Consider the following 15,460-nt stretch of genomic DNA (forward strand, 5'->3'; position numbering starts at 1 on the left):
AGCATGCTTTCGGCGGACGAAACCCAAGCTTCGCTGACCGGCGCCTGGCGGCTGATGCTCGGCAAGGCCGACGGCCTGCGCCTGCTCGACCTCACGGCCGACGGCTTCTGGAATTCGTTCTTCGCCATCATCGTCGCGGCACCGGCGCTGATCGTCGGCTGGGTCGGCATCGCCAACGAGATCGGCGATCCCGATGCCTTCGCCGGCCGCTTCAGCATGCTGGTGCGACTGGCGACGGTCGATATCGGCTCCTGGGTACTGCCGCTGGTGGCGCTCGCCTTGGTGGCGCGGCGCGCCGGCATCGGCGGGCGCTTCGTCCACTATGTCGTGGCCAGCAACTGGGCCTCGGCGATCACTGCCTGGCTGATGCTGCCTTCGGCGCTGATCAGGCTTTTCCTGTCCTCGGCAAGCCAGGTCTCGAGCCTTGTGTCGCTGCTGTTATTTTCCCTGTCGATGGTGCTGACCTGGCGCATGACCAACGCGACGATCGGCAGGGGCGCTGCCTTCGGCACCGCCGTTTTCGTCGGCATGTTCGTCGCTTCGCTGCTGGTGCTGTTCGGGCTGCAGATGCTGCTTGGCATCTCCGCGCCGGACGATGTCGGGGGCCAGAGCCTTTCCGGGCTTTATCCCGGATAGAACCAGGGTTCTACCCGGGAGAACCAGGGTTCTACCCGGGATAATCGACGCCAATGAGAAAAAGCCCGTCGGGCGGCGCCACCTGGCCGCAGGCGGCGCGGTTTCGCGCCTCGAGCGCCGCCTTGAGGTCGCCCGATGTCCAGCCGCCGTCGCCGACCCGCTTCAGCGAGCCGACCATCGAGCGCACCTGGTTGTGCAGGAAGGATCGTGCCGATGCCCTCACCTCGATCAGATCATCGCCCGCCCGGCTCACATCGAGCCGCTCCAATGTCCTGATCGGGCTGTTAGCCTGGCACTGCGTCGAGCGGAAGGTGGTGAAGTCGTGCCGGCCGAGCAGGAGCTTCGCCGCCTCGTGCATGGCGGCGGCATCGAGCCGCTTCGGCACCCACCACACCTTACCCTTCTCCAGCGCCGAGGGCGCCCGCCGGTTGAGGATGCGGTAGAGATAGTGCCGGCCGATGGCGGAGAAACGGGCATCGAAATCGTCCGGGACGATCGTGGCCTTCAGGATGACTATGCGCGCGCCGGCCGCCTGCAGGTGTGCATTGACGGCATCGCGCACCTTGTCGTCGGGCCACGCCTTGGCAAGGTCGACATGCGCCACCTGCGCGGTCGCGTGCACGCCGGCATCGGTGCGGCCGGCGGCGCGCAGCCGGACCGCCTCGCCGCAGAATTTCTCGATCGCCTGCTCGATCGCCTGCTGCACCGAAGGCTGGTCGGCCTGATGCTGCCAGCCGGCAAACAGGCTGCCGTCATATTCGATATCGAGGCGAAAACGCGGCATGCCGGTCGGCTATACGCCCCCGCCTAGGCGGCGAGAGCGGTGAAGGCGGAGGCGTAGACCAGCCTGCCGGATTCGGGAGCTTCGCCCCAGGCCAGCGCCTGCAGCGCCTCGCCCTGGTATTCGCTTTCGAACTTTTCTGCGCGGGCGTGGCTATAGCCGAAACGGCCGTAATAGGCCGGATCGCCCAGCACGACGGCCAGTGTCTCGCCGGCGTCCTTGAGCCGAATATGGGCCTCGCGGATCAACGCGCCGCCGATGCCGCTGCCATGGAAGGAAGGCTCCACCGCCAGCGGCGCAAGCGCCACGGCGGCAAAACTCTTGCCGCCGCTCTGAACGAACAGCCGTGAGAACAGGATATGGCCGACGGCCTGGCCGTCCTCTTCCGCCACCAGTTCGACGACGGCGTCACCGCCGGTCACCAACGCGTCGACCAGTCCGGCCTCCGTTTGCTGGCCGAAAGCGTGTTCCTCGACGAGGCGGATGGCCTCGCGGTCCCGCGGCGTCGCCGCGCGTATCGACATCATGCTCATGAGAATTTCAGTCCTTTTTCGATCTTGGCTCCGCGCAGGAATTCCGACGCGGCGGCGGGCTTTCCGCCCGCACGTTGAACTTCGACCAGCCTGACCGCGCCTTTTCCGCAGGCGATTGTCAGCCGGTCATCGAGAATTCCTCCCGACTCGCCCAAATCTTCCGAAGGCGACACGCCTTCGGATAGCGTCGAGCGAAGCAGTTTCAGCCGTTCCATACGGCCGCCAATTTCAATCTCGGACCAGGCGCCGGGCACCGGTGACAGGCCACGAATATGATTGTGAACCTCGGCCGCGGGCCGTGTCCACTCCACGCGCGTCTCGGATTTATCGATTTTCCTGGCGTAAGTCACCCCTTCGGCCGCCTGCGCGGTAAATGCCAGGGTGTTCTGTTCCAGCCGCGCCAACGCTTCCACCATCAGGGCAGCGCCGACACTCATCAACCGATCATGCAGATCGCCGGCTGTCATATCGGGGCCGATGGCGCATTTTTCAACCAGTCCCACCGGGCCGGTATCCAGCCCCGCCTCCATGCGCATCACCATCATGCCGGTCTCGGTGTCTCCCGCCATGATGGCGCGCTGGATGGGCGCGGCGCCACGCCAGCGCGGCAAAAGCGACGCATGGCCGTTGACGCAGCCAAGCCGGGGTGCCTCCAGAACTGCCTTCGGCAACAGCAATCCATAGGCGACGACCACGGCGATATCGGCGCCCAGGTCGGCAAAAGCGGCCTGCTCGGCCTCGCTTTTCAACGATGCCGGTGCACGCACCTCGATGCCAAGCCGCCCGGCCTCGCGCTGCACCGGTGACGGCGTCAGTTCCAGCCCGCGCCGGCCGGCGGCGCGCGGCGGCTGCGTGTAGACGGCTGAAATCTCGTGGCCAGCCTCGGCGATGGCGCGCAGCGTCGGCACCGAAAACTCCGGCGTGCCCATGAAGATGACGCGAAGGGGCATTGCCCTATCCCACCAGCTTGCCTGGCGCCTTGTCCCTGGCGAGCTTCTTGAACTTCTTCACCACCATGTCGCGCTTCAGCTTCGAGATGTGGTCGATGAACAGCACGCCGTTGAGGTGGTCGATCTCGTGCTGCAGGCAGGTTGCCATCAGCCCCTCGGCCTCGATCTCCTGCAGCTTGCCGTCACGGTCCAGATATTTGACCCTCACCGAAGCCGGGCGCTCGACCTCGGCATAGTAATCAGGGATCGACAGACAGCCTTCCTCGTAGACGGACCGCGCGTCGGCGCTTTCGAGAATTTCCGGATTGATGAAGACATGTGGCGCCGGGGCTTCGTCTTCCTTGGCGAGATCGATCACCAGCATGCGCAGGGGCTCGCCGACCTGGATTGCCGCCAACCCGATGCCGGGTGCGTCATACATGGTCGCCAGCATATCGTCGGCAAGTTTGCGCACCGGCGCGTCGACGCGCTCCACCGGCTTGGAGACCTGGCGCAGGATGGGATCGGGAAGAATGATGAGCGGCTTGATCGGCATGGCGTTTCACCTAAGACCTCAATAGAAAGGCGTCAACCGGTGCGCGTGCGCCTCGTTCACGTTTTGATCTGTGCCAGACCGCCGAATCGGCTATGCTGTCCACATGAATGATCTGAGCACCATCCTTTCGGAGCCCGTCGCGCGGCTCGGCGCCTCGACAATCACGCTCGGCCACGTCTTGGCCGTCGCCACATTGCTGTTTCTCGGCTTGTTCGTGGCGCTCGTCATCGCGCTGTGGCGCTCGGCCAAGGCGCGCGCGGTCGCCGCAGCGGAAGCCGCCGACCATGCCCGCGACGCCGAGGCGCGGATGGCCGGCATTCTGCAATCCCAGGCCGAGATGCAGGGCCGCATGGGCGCCATCGCCGAAGTGTTCGGCGCCCGCCAAGCCGAATTGACGCAGTCGATCGGCCAGCGACTCGACGCCATGACCGGCCGCATCGGCCAGACCATGACCGAGCAGACCAAGTCCACGCATGAGAGCCTCGCGAAACTGCAGGAGCGGCTGGCGGTCATCGACACCGCGCAAGGCAACATCCAGTCGCTGGCCGGCCAGGTCGTGCAGCTGCAGGCGATCCTCTCCAACAAGCAGACGCGCGGCGCCTTCGGCCAGTCGCGCATGGAGGCGATCGTCGCCGACGGCCTGCCGCACGGCGCCTACGAATTCCAGGCGACGCTGTCGAACGGCAGCCGGCCGGACTGCCTGGTGAAAATGCCGAACGGCGCGCCGTCGCTTGCCATCGATGCCAAATTTCCCCTGGAAGCGTGGAATGCCATCCGGGCCGCCGATAACGCCGACCTGCAGAAGGTCGCGGCCCAGGCCTTCCGCCGCGATATCGAGGTCCATGTCCGCGACATTTCGGAAAAATACCTGCTGCAGGGCGAAACGCAGGACACCGCCTTCATGTTCGTGCCGTCGGAATCGGTGTTCGCCGAAATCCACGAGAATTTCGAAGCGGTTGTCCAGAAGGCGCACCGTGCCCGCGTCATCATCGTCTCGCCTTCGCTCTTGATGCTGTCGATCCAGGTCATCCAGGCGATCCTCAAGGATGCGCGCATGCGCGAGCAGGCGCATCTGATCCAAGGCGAAGTCATCAGGCTGATGGAAGACGTCCAGCGTGTCGACGAGCGGGTGCGCAAATTGCAGGGCCATTTCGGCCAGTCGGCCAAGGACATCGAAGACATACTCGTCTCGACCTCGAAAGTGACCAAGCGTGGCCAGAAGATCGAGGCGCTGGAATTCGGAGAAGGCGAGCCCGACGCCCCGCGCGGCGGCGCCCCTGCCAAGGTGGAGGCCGCACCGCGCGCTGCCGATTCAAAGACCGGGCAGCTGAGATTGAGGGTCGTCGAAGGCGACGACTGAACGCTACTGCTCTTCGACCGTCGTCATACCCTCGAATTCCGGAAGCCAGTGCAGCGCCGACCGGTGCCATTTCTGGTGTCTCGGGACCAGGTTCTGGCGCTGCCGCGAGGTCCCGACCCTGATCCCATAGACCTTCGGACCGTCGCCGACCGATGTCGCATAGAGATGCGAGCCGCAGTCGGCACAAAAAGCCTGCGTTCGCTTGGCGCCGCTCGCCACGGTCTTGATGTAGATCTTCGGTTCGCCGCTGGTGATCCGGTAGTGATCCTCCGTCGCAGGAACGGTAACGCGAAATGCCGTACCGGTCAGTTGCTGGCAATCGGTACAATGGCAGATCGAGGTCTTCTCCGGGTCGACCTCCGCCTCATAGGTGATGGCGCCACAATGGCAGCCGCCGTCGATCTTCATTGTCATTCCTCCAACTTCGATCGGCTGATTTTAGCGGCACGGAGACCCGAGGCAACGGCAGGGCGCTGGTCCAGAGGCCAGAATCCCGAAAAGTGGACCGCGGTGTCGCAAAGTTCGTACTCGAATCTATCCGGACGCGGATTCGATCAGCTTGCGCCGCTTTTCCCAGGTGCCTGACGTCTGCGGCTTGACGAACAGCCGCGTGATCTCAGGCATCTCCTTCTTCAACCGCGCCTCGATGCGCTCGACACAGGCCTCGATCTCCGGCGCCGACAAATGGTCCTCGAATTCGATGCTCAGGCCGGCGACGATTTCTTCCGGACCCATATGCACCGTCAGCACGCCGTTCGCCCGCTGCACCGCCGGATCCTGCTGGACGATCGCCAGCACCTTCCTCTGCACCTCGGGTGAGGCCGGCTCGCCGATGAGCAGGCCCTTGCTTTCACGCGCCAGGAAGATTGCCGTCGTGCCGAGGATGAGTGAGATGCCGATCGAGGCGGCGCCGTCGAGTTCGGGCATCTTGAAAATCTCCGCAGCCAATATGCCGGCAAAGGCGACGGCCAGGCCGAGAAGGGCTGCACTGTCTTCGAACAGCACCGTATAGACGCTCGGGTCCTTGCTCGATTGCACGGCTTGCAGCCAGCCCTGCTTGCCCTTCTGCTTGCGGAATTCCTTCAGCGCCACCAGCCAGGAGCTGCCTTCGAACAGGAAGGACAGGCCGAGAACGATGTAGTTCACCCTAGCGTTGGCGACCGGCTCCGGCGCCATGATGTGGATGATGCCCTCGTAGAACGACACGCCGGCGCCCAGCGCGAAGACCAGAAGGGCGACGATGAAGCTCCAGAAATAGAGTTCACGGCCATGGCCGAGCGGGTGCGAGCTGTCCGCGGGGCGTGCCGCCCGGTGCATGCCGTAGAGCAGCAGGCCGCCATTGCCTGTATCGACCAGCGAATGCACGCCTTCCGACAGCATGGCCGAACTGCCGGTGAAAAAGGCGGCGGCGAATTTGGTCAACGCTATGGCGAGATTGCCGGCGAGCGCCGCGTAGATGACCGTTCTGGAGCCGCCGTGTCCAGCCATGCAGGTTCTATCCTCTTCGAGGCAGTGTAGCGGCTCTGCCGCGGAGTTGCACAGCCATCACAACGCGCCAATCGTCGGGTCGTTCAATGTGTTCGAAACCTGCTGGCGGGAAGGCCAGCTATTCCTGGATCTCGTCGGTCCACACTTTGAAGCCCGCAAGCAACCCTGGCCCGAAGATATGGGTTAGCGGCACATCCGCCGCGTCGCGGCCGGAGGCGATCAGGATGCGGCCGATGCGTGGCGCGTTGTTGCGCGGATCGAAAGCGTGCCAGCGGCCGCCGAGATAAACCTCCATCCAGGCGCAGAAATCCATGCTCGCCCAAGGCTTCGGCATGCCGATGTCGCTGATGTAGCCTGTGCAGTAGCGCGTCGGGATATTGAGTGCCCGGCAAAACGTGACGGCAAGATGCGCGAAATCGCGGCACACGCCGCTCCGTTCGCGCCAGGCTTCCGCGGCGGTGCGCGTCACCCGTGCGTTGCCGTAGTCGAAGACGATGTGGTTGTGGACGAAATCGCACACCGCCTGCACGCGCGGGATGCCTGATGGCATATGGCCGAACAGCCGCCATGCCTCGCTTGCCAAGAGGTCGCTTTCGCAAAACCGGCTGGGCAGCAGGAACAGCAGCGTTTCAGCCGGCAGGTCGCGCACCTCATGCTGCCACGCCATCAACTCGCCCATCTCGAACGTGCCGGAGTCGCGGATCACCGCATCCGTACCGAAAGTGAAACGCCCGGGCGGGGCGACGAGCCGGTTGCACCAGTTGCCGAAACTGTCGCGATAACTCTCAATCGGCACTGGCGGGTTGGAGGTCAGGAAATCCGGGCGCTCAAGATCGGAGGCGCGGGAATAGTGGACATTGAGCATTGAGATGAGCGGCGTTTCCTGCGGAAAGTCGAAGCTCATCTCGCAGCCGATATGGATCCGCATTGTCGTCCTGACGGGCCTGCCTGACGATCACCCGGCGGTGCACGGGTCGATGCTGCAGTGCGAAGACAAGCATGGCATGGACTGCCGGGGTTTACGAGCAAATTAGAAACCGGTTGAAAGCGGCCTGCCGGCGCTGGCAGCAGGCACTCGCCTCTTGCAGTCTGGCGTTTGTCTTGTTTCACTCCGTTTCCCGCAACTGGAGGAACGAATCATGGCTAAAGGTGCGATGAAGGCAGGCAAGGAAGCCCGCAAACCAAAGAAAGACGCCAAGAAGCCTGTAGCCGCTCCGGCCCTGAAGGCGCCGCCGGTCAAGGCGACGAGGATCAAGGAAAAGTAGATATCGCCAAGCGTGCATGGATTTCACCGGCGGCGTCCGACATGCCGCCGGCGAATTGTTGATTGGGCGTTCAGACACCCTATATCGACGATGCGGGGACGACCTCGCATTCCCGAAATCCGGTTGGGACGGCCCGCCCATTGTTTGATTGAGCATCCGAAGACCTTTCGGCCGGATGTTCTGGATGGAGCGTTCCGATGTCATGGATTCTTCTGTTCTTCGCCGGCCTGTTCGAAATCGGCTGGGCGATCGGGCTCAAATACACCGACGGCTTCACCAGGCTTGTTCCGACCGTGCTCACGGTCGCGTCGATGATCGTCAGTTTGACCTTGCTTGGCCTGGCGCTGAAGACCCTGCCTGTCGGCACAGCCTATGCGGTGTGGACCGGTATCGGCACCGTCGGCACGGCGCTGCTCGGCGTCTGGCTGCTGGGCGAGCCCGCGACGGCGATCAGGCTCGGCTGCATCGCGTTGATCGTCTGCGGCATCATGGGGCTGAAACTCGCGGCCTGAACGGCCCTGTCCACCGACTGGCGCTATCGACCGAGCTGACATCATGAATCGACGTCCCTGGATGCAGGGAGGCTCCCCGTGGGCAACACCGACACGCGAAAAAGGGCCGCGCCTTGGCGCGTCCCTCATTCATCATCCATCGAGGCGAGTGCGCTGTTAGCGACCCGTAAAGCCGGGCGGTGTCCTGCCGGTGCGCTGCTTGCGTGCCGCATAGCGTGCGTCGCGCTTTGCCTTGCGCTCTGCTTCATCGGCAAGCAAACGAGCGATACGCTCGTTCTCTTCAGCTTCCCGAAGCTTGGCATCCGCTTGCGCTGCCTCTTCGGCGGCAATGCGCGCAGCTTCGGCTGCTGCCTCACGCTCGGCTTTCTCAATCGCCTCGCGTGCCAGCTTTTCCTGCTTCAGCTTGGCCTTCTCGGCCTCGCGGATCTCACGAGCCGCAAGGATCGCCTTGCGTTCGGCCTGTCGTGCCAGCACCGCGGGATCGTCTGCTGCCGGCTTTGACTTGAAGCGCTCCAGAAGCGCCTTCTTTGCCTCGGTCGCGGCATTGCGCCGCTCGAAAATGTCTTTTTCCCTGTAGATAGCCAAGTCCACTTCCTTGAAGTCTATTCGCGACGCTTACATACGCGCGAAAACCGGGAGTTCAAGCGCCAAAACGGCATGCCAGCCATGAAATTCCGGGATGTTGCACCCGGGAGACGCATTTTCCGCCGAAATCGACATGCACTGTTCACCAGCCAGCCTCTGGCGGCGCGACGGACGCGTCGCTACCTCTGGAGCATGATGCCGAAAAGGGGAAAGCGGTTTTCGGACGATATCATGCTCTATCTATCTCTTCGATTTAGGGTCGGATTCAGATTTCAGGTCGAACAGAGCTAAAATCATCCGACCCTAGCGCAACAATCAACACACTGGGATGACATCCAAATGGAACTCGGCCTCTACACTTTTGCCGATGTGAGCCCTGTGCCGGGTCCCGGCGCCATCGGTCCGCATGAGCGGCTGCGCAACCTGATCGAGGAGATCGAACTTGCCGACCAGGTCGGGCTCGACGTCTTCGGCCTCGGCGAACACCACCGGCCGGACTATGCCGCCTCGGCACCGGTCGTGGCTTTGGCCGCGGCGGCGGAGCGTTCGAAGCGCATCAAGCTGACCAGTGCGGTGACGGTATTGTCCTCCGACGATCCGGTGCGCGTTTTCCAGCAGTTTTCCACGCTCGACCTTCTGTCGGGCGGCCGCGCCGAGATCATGGCTGGGCGAGGTTCGTTCATCGAATCCTTCCCGCTATTCGGCTACAACCTCGAAGACTATGACGAGCTGTTCGCCGAAAAGCTCGACCTGCTGCTGGCCATCCGCGATCAGGTGAAGGTTACCTGGTCGGGTAGGCTGCGCGCGCCGATCAACGATCGCGGCGTCTATCCCAGGCCCTTCCAGGACAGGCTGCCGGTCTGGATCGCCATTGGCGGAACGCCGCAATCGGCCGCTCGGGCGGGCGCGCTCGGCCTGCCGCTGGCGCTTGCCATCATCGGCGGCGAACCGGCGCGCTTCGCGCCGCTGTTCGACCTCTACCGTGAGGCCGCCAAGCGCGCTGGCGGCGATCCGACGGGGTTGGCGACCAGCATCAACGTGCATGGCTTCATCGCCGACACGACCGAGCAGGCGGCGGACGACTTCTACGGCCCCCAGGCCGAGGTGATGAACCGCATCGGCCGTGAGCGCGGTTGGGGTCCGACATCGCGTGCGCATTTCGACCAGTCGCGTGGTCCCGACGGCGCGCTGTTCGTCGGCAATCCGGAGCAGGTGGCGGAAAAGATCGTGACCCAGCACAGGGTGTTCGGTAATGACCGCTTCCTGCTGCAGATGGCGATCGGCACCATGCCGCACGCCAAGATCATGAAGGCGATCGAGCTCTACGGCACCAAGGTGGCGCCGATCGTACGCAAGGAAACCGCGAAATCCGCGCCGACCGTGGCGGCGCCTGTCGCGTGAACTTAAGGAGGCCCGCGAGCCTCATTCCATGAGCCCTGGATGAGCATGCTTATCGCGTTGCCCGGTGTACGGCCGCATCCATCATCGCGGCATGATGGATTTCGGTCGCCTCGTCGGCTGGGAACAGGCACTCGATGCGCAGTTCCTGGGCGGCGACGGTTTGGGGAGTGCCGACTGGCCTGCTCCCGTACTAGGCCCGCCGCCTGCCCGGACTCAATTACACGGCATGTAATCGTGGAACGCTCGCAGCCGAGCCGTCGGTTTGAGCTATATTGACGGCGCCGCCGCTCGAAGGCGGCCACGCCGTCAGTGCCGGCTAACGGAACCTTGAAGCCGCGCTGGCGTTTCCGTCTGCGGATTGCATCAGTTGTGATGTGCCCGCCGAGGGGATCGCGATGAAGGCCGAACCTACCGCTTTGGGCGCAGGCGTTGCCGAAGCCGAAGAATCGCGAGTGGCGGCGCGTGCCGATACGCGTCTCATGCGCTCGTTGCTCATCGGTATCTTCCTGTTCATGACCGTCTATGCGCTCTATTTCGCGCGCGCTTTTTTCATGCCGGTCATCCTGGCCTTCCTGCTGGCGCTGACGCTGACCCCAATCGTGCGGCTGCTGCGCAAGCGCGGCATTCCCGAAGTGGTTTCGGCGACGCTTCTGGTGCTTGTGTCGATCTTCGTCTTCGCAAGTGCAGGCTATGTGCTCAGTGGGCCTGTCATCGATCTCATCAACAACACATCGTCCATCGGCCAGCAGCTGACCGAGCGATTGGCGCAGTTGCGACGGCCGCTCGAGAGGATCATGGACATCGCGCACCAGATCGAGGGGCTGACCGAGACATCGCAGGAACCGGGTGTGCAAAAGGTCGCGGTAGCGCAGTCCGGCTTCTTCTCGTCGGCGGCGAGCAACATCCTGTCGGCTGGAACAAGCCTGACCATCATCTTCGTGCTGTCGCTGTTCCTGCTCGCCTCGGGCACGATGTTCTACGAGAAGATCATCCAGTCCTTCGCCAGCCTCACCGAAAAGAAGCGGGCGCTGCGCGTCGTCTACGACGTCGAGCGGGAAATCTCGCACTATCTGCTCACCGTCACCATCATCAACACCGGCCTCGGCACGGTCATCGGCCTCGGCCTGTGGGCGCTCGGCATGCCCAATCCGTTGGTCTGGGGCGCGGCGGCCGCCCTGCTCAATTTCCTGCCCTATGTCGGGGCCATGATCACGCTTGTCCTGGTCACCGTCATCGCGCTCATCACCTTCGACACGATCGCCTATGCGCTGTTGGCGCCTGCTTTCCTGGTTTTGTGCGACATCATCGAAGGCCAGTTCGTGACGCCGATGGTGGTCGGGCGGCGGCTCGAGATCAACGCCGTGGCGATCTTCATCGCCATCGCATTCTGGTCATGGCTGTGGGGCTTCGTCGGCGCGCTGATGGCGGTGCCGCTGCTGGTCGTCGTCAAGGTGTTCTGCGATCATTTCGAGAGCCTCAGCCATGTCGGCAACTTTCTCGCCGCCCAACACACCGCGGTCGTTGAGGACGAAGCCGACGAGCAGGACGCCGCGGCAGCCGGATAACCGGCGCACGGTTTGCGACGGCGGGATCGAATGCCTATATCCGGCCGATCAGTGCCCGGTGCCCTTCCCGATGAATGACGTTCCCTTCGACCTCGACGCCTATTTCGCCCGGATCGGCCATGCCGGTTCCGGACAAGCTTCGCTCGACACGCTGAAGACGCTCCATTTCCTGCATCCGCAGGCGATCCCGTTCGAGAATATGGATCCGTTTCTGGGACGCCCGGTCGGACTGGATGTCGCCTCGCTGCAGGGCAAGATCGTCCTTGGTGGGCGTGGCGGCTATTGCTTCGAGCACAATCTCCTCTTCATGCACACGCTGAAGGCGCTCGGCTTCAAGGTCGGCGGCCTTGCCGCGCGTGTGCTTTGGGGTCAGAGCGAGGACGCCATCACGGCGCGTAGCCACATGCTTTTGCGCGTCGAACTTGACGGCCACACCTATATCGCCGACGTCGGATTCGGCGGCCTGACGCTTACGGCGCCGCTGCTGCTGAAGCCCGGCCGGGAACAAAAAACGCCGCACGAGACATTCCGCATCATCGAGGCCGGCGATCATTTCCGCCTGCAGGCCTTGATCGGCGGCGACTGGCGCTCGCTGTATCGCTTCGACCTGCAGCCGCACTATGAGGTCGACTATTCCGTCGCCAATTACTTCCTGTCGACCAACCCGGCATCGCATTTCCTCACCTCCGTCATAGCGGCCCGCGCCGCACCCGACCGGCGCTATGCGCTGCGCGGCGATCGCCTATCGATCCATCACGTCGATGGCCGCACCGAGCAGAAGCAGATCGCCACCGCCGCCGAACTTGCCGACACGCTGGAAGGCCAGCTCGGCATCACCATTCCCGACCGCAAGGCCTTCGAGGCCCAGGTGCGCGAGAAGAAGATCGTGGAGACCAGTATATGACCGAACTTTCCGTTCTCGACTTGTCGCCGATCGTCGAAGGCAGCGATGCCTCGCAATCGCTCGCCAATTCGCTCGATCTCGCCCGCCACGCCGAGCGGCTCGGCTACAAGCGCTACTGGCTGGCCGAACATCACAATATGCCGGGCATCGCCAGCGCGGCCACATCGGTCGTCATCGCCCATGTCGCCGGCGGCACCAAAACCATTCGTGTCGGCGCCGGCGGCATCATGCTGCCCAACCATGCGCCGCTGGTGATCGCCGAGCAATTCGGCACGCTCGCCGCCCTGTTTCCCGGCCGCATCGACCTTGGCCTCGGTCGCGCTCCCGGCACCGACATGAACACGGCGCGCGCGCTGCGCCGCAATCTCGAGGCCGGCGCCGACAATTTCCCGCAGGATGTCGTCGAGCTGATGGGCTATTTCCTGCCGGCCGAGGAAGGCCAGCGTCTGCGTGCCGTGCCCGGCGAGGGCCAGACGGTGCCGATCTGGATTCTCGGGTCGAGCCTCTACGGCGCGCAGCTCGCCGCCATGCTCGGCCTGCCCTACGCCTTCGCCTCGCATTTCGCGCCGGCGGAACTCGATCATGCGCTGGACATCTACCGCTCGCGCTTCCAGCCGTCGGAGCAGCTCGAAAAGCCGCATGTCATGCTCGGCCTCAACGTCTTCGCGGCACCCACCGACGCAGAGGCGCGGCTGCTGTTTACTTCGCTGCAGCAGGCCTTTGTCAATCTGCGCACCGGCAGGCCCGGAAAATTGCCGCCCCCGGTCGAGAACTATGACCGGGATCTCGACCCGATGGCCAAGTCCATGCTCAGCCAGGCGCTGTCCTGCGCCGTCGTCGGCTCACCGGAAACAGTCCGGCAAGGCATCGATGCGTTCGTGCGACGCACCGGCGCCGACGAGTTGATGGTCACGGCGCAGATATCGGACCACGCCGCCCGCGTGCGCTCCTTCGAGATTTTGGCCGAGGCGCACAGATCGTTGTCGCAAGCGGCCTGAAACAGGCGGCCTGGAGCTTTTGCCGACGTCGATGCTCTGCTAAGTGCGGGGTATCCTTCGCAACAGCGAGCCCTGCCTTGCCCCATGATCTCGATAGACGCGAGCAGTTTGCCATCGACCTGGCGCGGCGCGGCGGCGAACTCGGCCTGAGATATTTCCGCGATCTCGACAGCCTGACCATCGAGAGCAAGGGCCATCAGGACCTGGTCTCGCAGGCCGACCGCGAGGTCGAGCTGTTCATCCGCGCTGCAATCGCCGCCGACTATCCGCAAGACGGCATCATCGGCGAGGAGCACGCCTCGGTCGCCGGCTCGACCGGCCATGCCTGGGTCATAGACCCCATCGACGGCACCGCCAATTTCGTACGCGGCATTCCGGCCTGGTGCGTGGTGATCGCCTGCGCAAGGGATGGCGAGACGATCGTCGGCGTCATCCACGAGCCGTCGACCGGCGAGACCTTCCATGGCAGGCTGGGCGGCGGTGCCTTCGTCAACGGCAGGCCGATCAAAACGAGTGCGGCCACCAGCTTGCAAGAAGGCTCGGTGGGCACCGGCTTCTCAAACCGGGCCGAAGCCGAGAACATCGCCGTGCTGATCAAGAAGATCCTGGCCGAGGGCGGCGTCTTCTTCCGCAACGCGTCAGGCGCGCTGATGCTTGCCTATGTCGCCTCGGGCCGGCTGCTTGGCTATGTGGAAGAACACATGAACCCCTGGGACTGCCTCGCCGGCATGCTGCTGATCGAGGAGGCCGGCGGCACTGTGCTGAAGGCGGATCCGAAGACAGTGCTGCAGAGCGGGACGCAAATTATCACCGGCGGCAAAGGCATCTTTTCGAAGCTGCAGGAACTGTGTTCCGGGGTGTTCACGCCCTGATCAAATCCCGGGAATTGCCCGAAAACCGCTTCACACTTTCGGCATGCTCAGGCGCTCACGCTCTGCACCACTGTCCCCAGCGGGCGGCATGAATTGCGGATCATCAAACGGCCCTTGAGGACGAGCTTGCGTGGCGGCGCGTCCCTGTTGCCAGCGAGACGGTCGAGCAGCAGATTCGCCGCCTGTTCGCCGATCGCCTGCACCGGCTGCGCCACCGTCGTCAGTTGCGGCTGGAACACGTCGGACCAGGGAAAATCGTCGAAGCAGGCTACCGAAATGTCCTCCGGACAGGACAGGCCGATGTCGCGGATCGCCTTCATCGTGCCGATCACCATCGGGTTGTTGGCCGAGAAGATGGCGCTTGGCCGCTCATGCAGCGACAGCAGCTGCATGGTCGCGTTGTAGCCGTCGATCTCGTGGAAATTGCCGGAACGAACCAGTTCCTCGGCCACCGGCAAGCCGGCGGCCTGGAGCGCCTCGCAATATCCGGTCATCCGGTCATGCATGGGTGAAATATCCGAGGTGCCGGTAATGTAGCCGATCCGCCGATGGCCGAGATTGATCAGATAGCTGATGGCGTCGAACACCGCGCGCTGGTTGTCGAGAACCACGGCATCGGTGTCCACGCCCTCGCACAGACGGTCCAGCAACACGACCGGCACATTGGCGTCGACGACGATCCGCTCGAGGATCGCGCCGTCACCGACGCGCGCCACGATCAGCCCGTCGACCATGCGGTCGAGCAGCAGCCTGATCTGGTCGTCCTGGGTGTTCAAATCCTCGTCGGTGCAGCACAGCATGACGGCATAGCCGGCGCGGTCGAAGGCCTGCTGGATCACCGAAACGACGGCGGTGAAGAATGGGTTGGTGATGTGCGGGACGGTCAGGCCGATGGTGCGGGTCGTGCCCATCTTCAGGCTGCGGGCGATGGCGTTGCGCTTGTAGCCGATATCGCGGATTGCCTGTTCGATACGCTGGCTGAGTTCCGGGCTGACGGTCGCCGTACCATTGATCAGCGCCGACACGGTGGCGACCGAGACACGCGCGGCCTCCGCCACGTGAAGCATGGTGGGCG

General features: G+C 63.8%; 18 protein-coding genes. 9 read left to right on the forward strand and 9 right to left on the reverse strand.

Annotated features, from left to right (window positions below):
- Positions 1–3: 3 nt before the first annotated feature.
- Positions 4–636 (forward strand): transporter, encoded by a 633-nt coding sequence (locus LB554_RS08650; RefSeq protein WP_140711709.1) that lies wholly within the window; start codon positions 4–6, stop codon positions 634–636.
- 31 nt (positions 637–667) lie between these two features.
- Here the strand turns inward: LB554_RS08650 and truA are convergent, their stop codons facing one another.
- Genes truA through def form a run of 4 tightly spaced genes read right to left on the reverse strand, consistent with a single transcriptional unit; the run spans position 668 to position 3,435 of the window.
- A complete protein-coding gene (gene truA / locus LB554_RS08655) occupies positions 668–1,420 on the reverse strand; it encodes a tRNA pseudouridine(38-40) synthase TruA (RefSeq protein WP_224584121.1) in 753 nt (250 codons plus the stop codon).
- Positions 1,421–1,443: 23 nt separating this feature from the next.
- The gene (locus LB554_RS08660; RefSeq protein ID WP_015314435.1) at positions 1,444–1,950 is read right to left on the reverse strand and encodes a GNAT family N-acetyltransferase; all 507 of its coding nucleotides are present in this window, start codon (positions 1,948–1,950) and stop codon (positions 1,444–1,446) included.
- A complete protein-coding gene (gene fmt / locus LB554_RS08665; protein WP_224584123.1) occupies positions 1,947–2,900 on the reverse strand; it encodes a methionyl-tRNA formyltransferase in 954 nt (317 codons plus the stop codon). The genes LB554_RS08660 and fmt overlap by 4 nt, the downstream gene beginning before the upstream one ends.
- 4 nt (positions 2,901–2,904) lie before the next feature.
- Positions 2,905–3,435: a peptide deformylase gene (gene def / locus LB554_RS08670; protein WP_140711713.1), complete on the reverse strand. Its 531-nt coding sequence runs from the start codon at positions 3,433–3,435 to the stop codon at positions 2,905–2,907.
- A gap of 103 nt (positions 3,436–3,538) precedes the next feature.
- Between def and LB554_RS08675 the strand changes: the two genes are divergently transcribed.
- A complete protein-coding gene (locus tag LB554_RS08675; protein WP_224584125.1) occupies positions 3,539–4,795 on the forward strand; it encodes a DNA recombination protein RmuC in 1,257 nt (418 codons plus the stop codon).
- A gap of 3 nt (positions 4,796–4,798) precedes the next feature.
- Here LB554_RS08675 and LB554_RS08680 read toward each other — a convergent pair whose 3' ends face one another.
- From LB554_RS08680 to LB554_RS08690, 3 genes are all read right to left on the reverse strand, one after another.
- Positions 4,799–5,203, reverse strand: coding sequence for a GFA family protein (locus LB554_RS08680; RefSeq protein WP_015314439.1), 405 nt, complete (start codon positions 5,201–5,203; stop codon positions 4,799–4,801).
- A 126-nt stretch (positions 5,204–5,329) separates the two neighbouring features.
- Entirely contained in the window at positions 5,330–6,283 is a 954-nt protein-coding gene (locus LB554_RS08685; protein ID WP_224584126.1) for a cation diffusion facilitator family transporter, read from the reverse strand.
- 118 nt (positions 6,284–6,401) lie between these two features.
- The gene (locus LB554_RS08690; RefSeq protein WP_015314441.1) at positions 6,402–7,211 is read right to left on the reverse strand and encodes a transglutaminase-like domain-containing protein; all 810 of its coding nucleotides are present in this window, start codon (positions 7,209–7,211) and stop codon (positions 6,402–6,404) included.
- Between the two features lie 211 nt (positions 7,212–7,422).
- On the opposite strand from LB554_RS08690, the gene LB554_RS29425 reads away from it, so the two are divergent.
- Positions 7,423–7,548, forward strand: a complete 126-nt coding sequence (locus LB554_RS29425) for a hypothetical protein (RefSeq protein ID WP_015314442.1) — start codon at positions 7,423–7,425, stop codon at positions 7,546–7,548.
- Positions 7,549–7,745: 197 nt separating this feature from the next.
- A complete protein-coding gene (gene sugE, locus LB554_RS08695; protein WP_140615240.1) occupies positions 7,746–8,060 on the forward strand; it encodes a quaternary ammonium compound efflux SMR transporter SugE in 315 nt (104 codons plus the stop codon).
- 156 nt (positions 8,061–8,216) lie between these two features.
- On the opposite strand, the gene LB554_RS08700 is transcribed toward sugE, so the two are convergent.
- Positions 8,217–8,645 (reverse strand): DUF6481 family protein, encoded by a 429-nt coding sequence (locus LB554_RS08700; RefSeq protein WP_015314444.1) that lies wholly within the window; start codon positions 8,643–8,645, stop codon positions 8,217–8,219.
- A 339-nt stretch (positions 8,646–8,984) separates the two neighbouring features.
- On the opposite strand from LB554_RS08700, the gene LB554_RS08705 reads away from it, so the two are divergent.
- The 5 genes from LB554_RS08705 to LB554_RS08725 all read left to right on the forward strand — a co-directional run bounded on the left by LB554_RS08705 (position 8,985) and on the right by LB554_RS08725 (position 14,385).
- Positions 8,985–10,046: an LLM class flavin-dependent oxidoreductase gene (locus tag LB554_RS08705; protein ID WP_015314445.1), complete on the forward strand. Its 1,062-nt coding sequence runs from the start codon at positions 8,985–8,987 to the stop codon at positions 10,044–10,046.
- A gap of 395 nt (positions 10,047–10,441) precedes the next feature.
- Positions 10,442–11,611, forward strand: a complete 1,170-nt coding sequence (locus tag LB554_RS08710; protein ID WP_015314446.1) for an AI-2E family transporter — start codon at positions 10,442–10,444, stop codon at positions 11,609–11,611.
- A 70-nt stretch (positions 11,612–11,681) separates the two neighbouring features.
- Positions 11,682–12,515, forward strand: coding sequence for an arylamine N-acetyltransferase family protein (locus tag LB554_RS08715; protein WP_224584128.1), 834 nt, complete (start codon positions 11,682–11,684; stop codon positions 12,513–12,515).
- Positions 12,512–13,513 carry an LLM class flavin-dependent oxidoreductase gene (locus LB554_RS08720; RefSeq protein ID WP_140719225.1) on the forward strand — a complete coding sequence of 334 codons (1,002 nt, stop codon included), beginning with the start codon at positions 12,512–12,514 and terminating at the stop codon, positions 13,511–13,513. The genes LB554_RS08715 and LB554_RS08720 overlap by 4 nt, the downstream gene beginning before the upstream one ends.
- 77 nt (positions 13,514–13,590) lie before the next feature.
- Entirely contained in the window at positions 13,591–14,385 is a 795-nt protein-coding gene (locus LB554_RS08725; protein WP_140711725.1) for an inositol monophosphatase family protein, read from the forward strand.
- 47 nt (positions 14,386–14,432) lie between these two features.
- Here LB554_RS08725 and LB554_RS08730 read toward each other — a convergent pair whose 3' ends face one another.
- Positions 14,433–15,452 (reverse strand): LacI family DNA-binding transcriptional regulator, encoded by a 1,020-nt coding sequence (locus tag LB554_RS08730; RefSeq protein WP_224584130.1) that lies wholly within the window; start codon positions 15,450–15,452, stop codon positions 14,433–14,435.
- Between the last annotated feature and the right edge of the window lie 8 nt (positions 15,453–15,460).

The sequence above is a fragment of the Mesorhizobium sp. CO1-1-11 genome, assembly GCF_020164995.1.
In the GTDB taxonomy this organism is placed as follows: domain Bacteria; phylum Pseudomonadota; class Alphaproteobacteria; order Rhizobiales; family Rhizobiaceae; genus Mesorhizobium; species Mesorhizobium australicum.

What these genes read in the sequence shown, in the direction of transcription:
- LB554_RS08650 (WP_140711709.1), top strand. Translation starts at nt 4, where the DNA reads ATGCTTTCGGCGGACGAAACCCAAGCTTCGCTGACCGGCGCCTGGCGG.
- truA (WP_224584121.1), bottom strand. Translation starts at nt 1,420, where the DNA reads ATGCCGCGTTTTCGCCTCGATATCGAATATGACGGCAGCCTGTTTGCC.
- LB554_RS08660 (WP_015314435.1), bottom strand. Translation starts at nt 1,950, where the DNA reads ATGAGCATGATGTCGATACGCGCGGCGACGCCGCGGGACCGCGAGGCC.
- fmt (WP_224584123.1), bottom strand. Translation starts at nt 2,900, where the DNA reads ATGCCCCTTCGCGTCATCTTCATGGGCACGCCGGAGTTTTCGGTGCCG.
- def (WP_140711713.1), bottom strand. Translation starts at nt 3,435, where the DNA reads ATGCCGATCAAGCCGCTCATCATTCTTCCCGATCCCATCCTGCGCCAG.
- LB554_RS08675 (WP_224584125.1), top strand. Translation starts at nt 3,539, where the DNA reads ATGAATGATCTGAGCACCATCCTTTCGGAGCCCGTCGCGCGGCTCGGC.
- LB554_RS08680 (WP_015314439.1), bottom strand. Translation starts at nt 5,203, where the DNA reads ATGAAGATCGACGGCGGCTGCCATTGTGGCGCCATCACCTATGAGGCG.
- LB554_RS08685 (WP_224584126.1), bottom strand. Translation starts at nt 6,283, where the DNA reads ATGGCTGGACACGGCGGCTCCAGAACGGTCATCTACGCGGCGCTCGCC.
- LB554_RS08690 (WP_015314441.1), bottom strand. Translation starts at nt 7,211, where the DNA reads ATGCGGATCCATATCGGCTGCGAGATGAGCTTCGACTTTCCGCAGGAA.
- LB554_RS29425 (WP_015314442.1), top strand. Translation starts at nt 7,423, where the DNA reads ATGGCTAAAGGTGCGATGAAGGCAGGCAAGGAAGCCCGCAAACCAAAG.
- sugE (WP_140615240.1), top strand. Translation starts at nt 7,746, where the DNA reads ATGTCATGGATTCTTCTGTTCTTCGCCGGCCTGTTCGAAATCGGCTGG.
- LB554_RS08705 (WP_015314445.1), top strand. Translation starts at nt 8,985, where the DNA reads ATGGAACTCGGCCTCTACACTTTTGCCGATGTGAGCCCTGTGCCGGGT.
- LB554_RS08710 (WP_015314446.1), top strand. Translation starts at nt 10,442, where the DNA reads ATGAAGGCCGAACCTACCGCTTTGGGCGCAGGCGTTGCCGAAGCCGAA.
- LB554_RS08715 (WP_224584128.1), top strand. Translation starts at nt 11,682, where the DNA reads ATGAATGACGTTCCCTTCGACCTCGACGCCTATTTCGCCCGGATCGGC.
- LB554_RS08720 (WP_140719225.1), top strand. Translation starts at nt 12,512, where the DNA reads ATGACCGAACTTTCCGTTCTCGACTTGTCGCCGATCGTCGAAGGCAGC.
- LB554_RS08730 (WP_224584130.1), bottom strand. Translation starts at nt 15,452, where the DNA reads ATGCTTCACGTGGCGGAGGCCGCGCGTGTCTCGGTCGCCACCGTGTCG.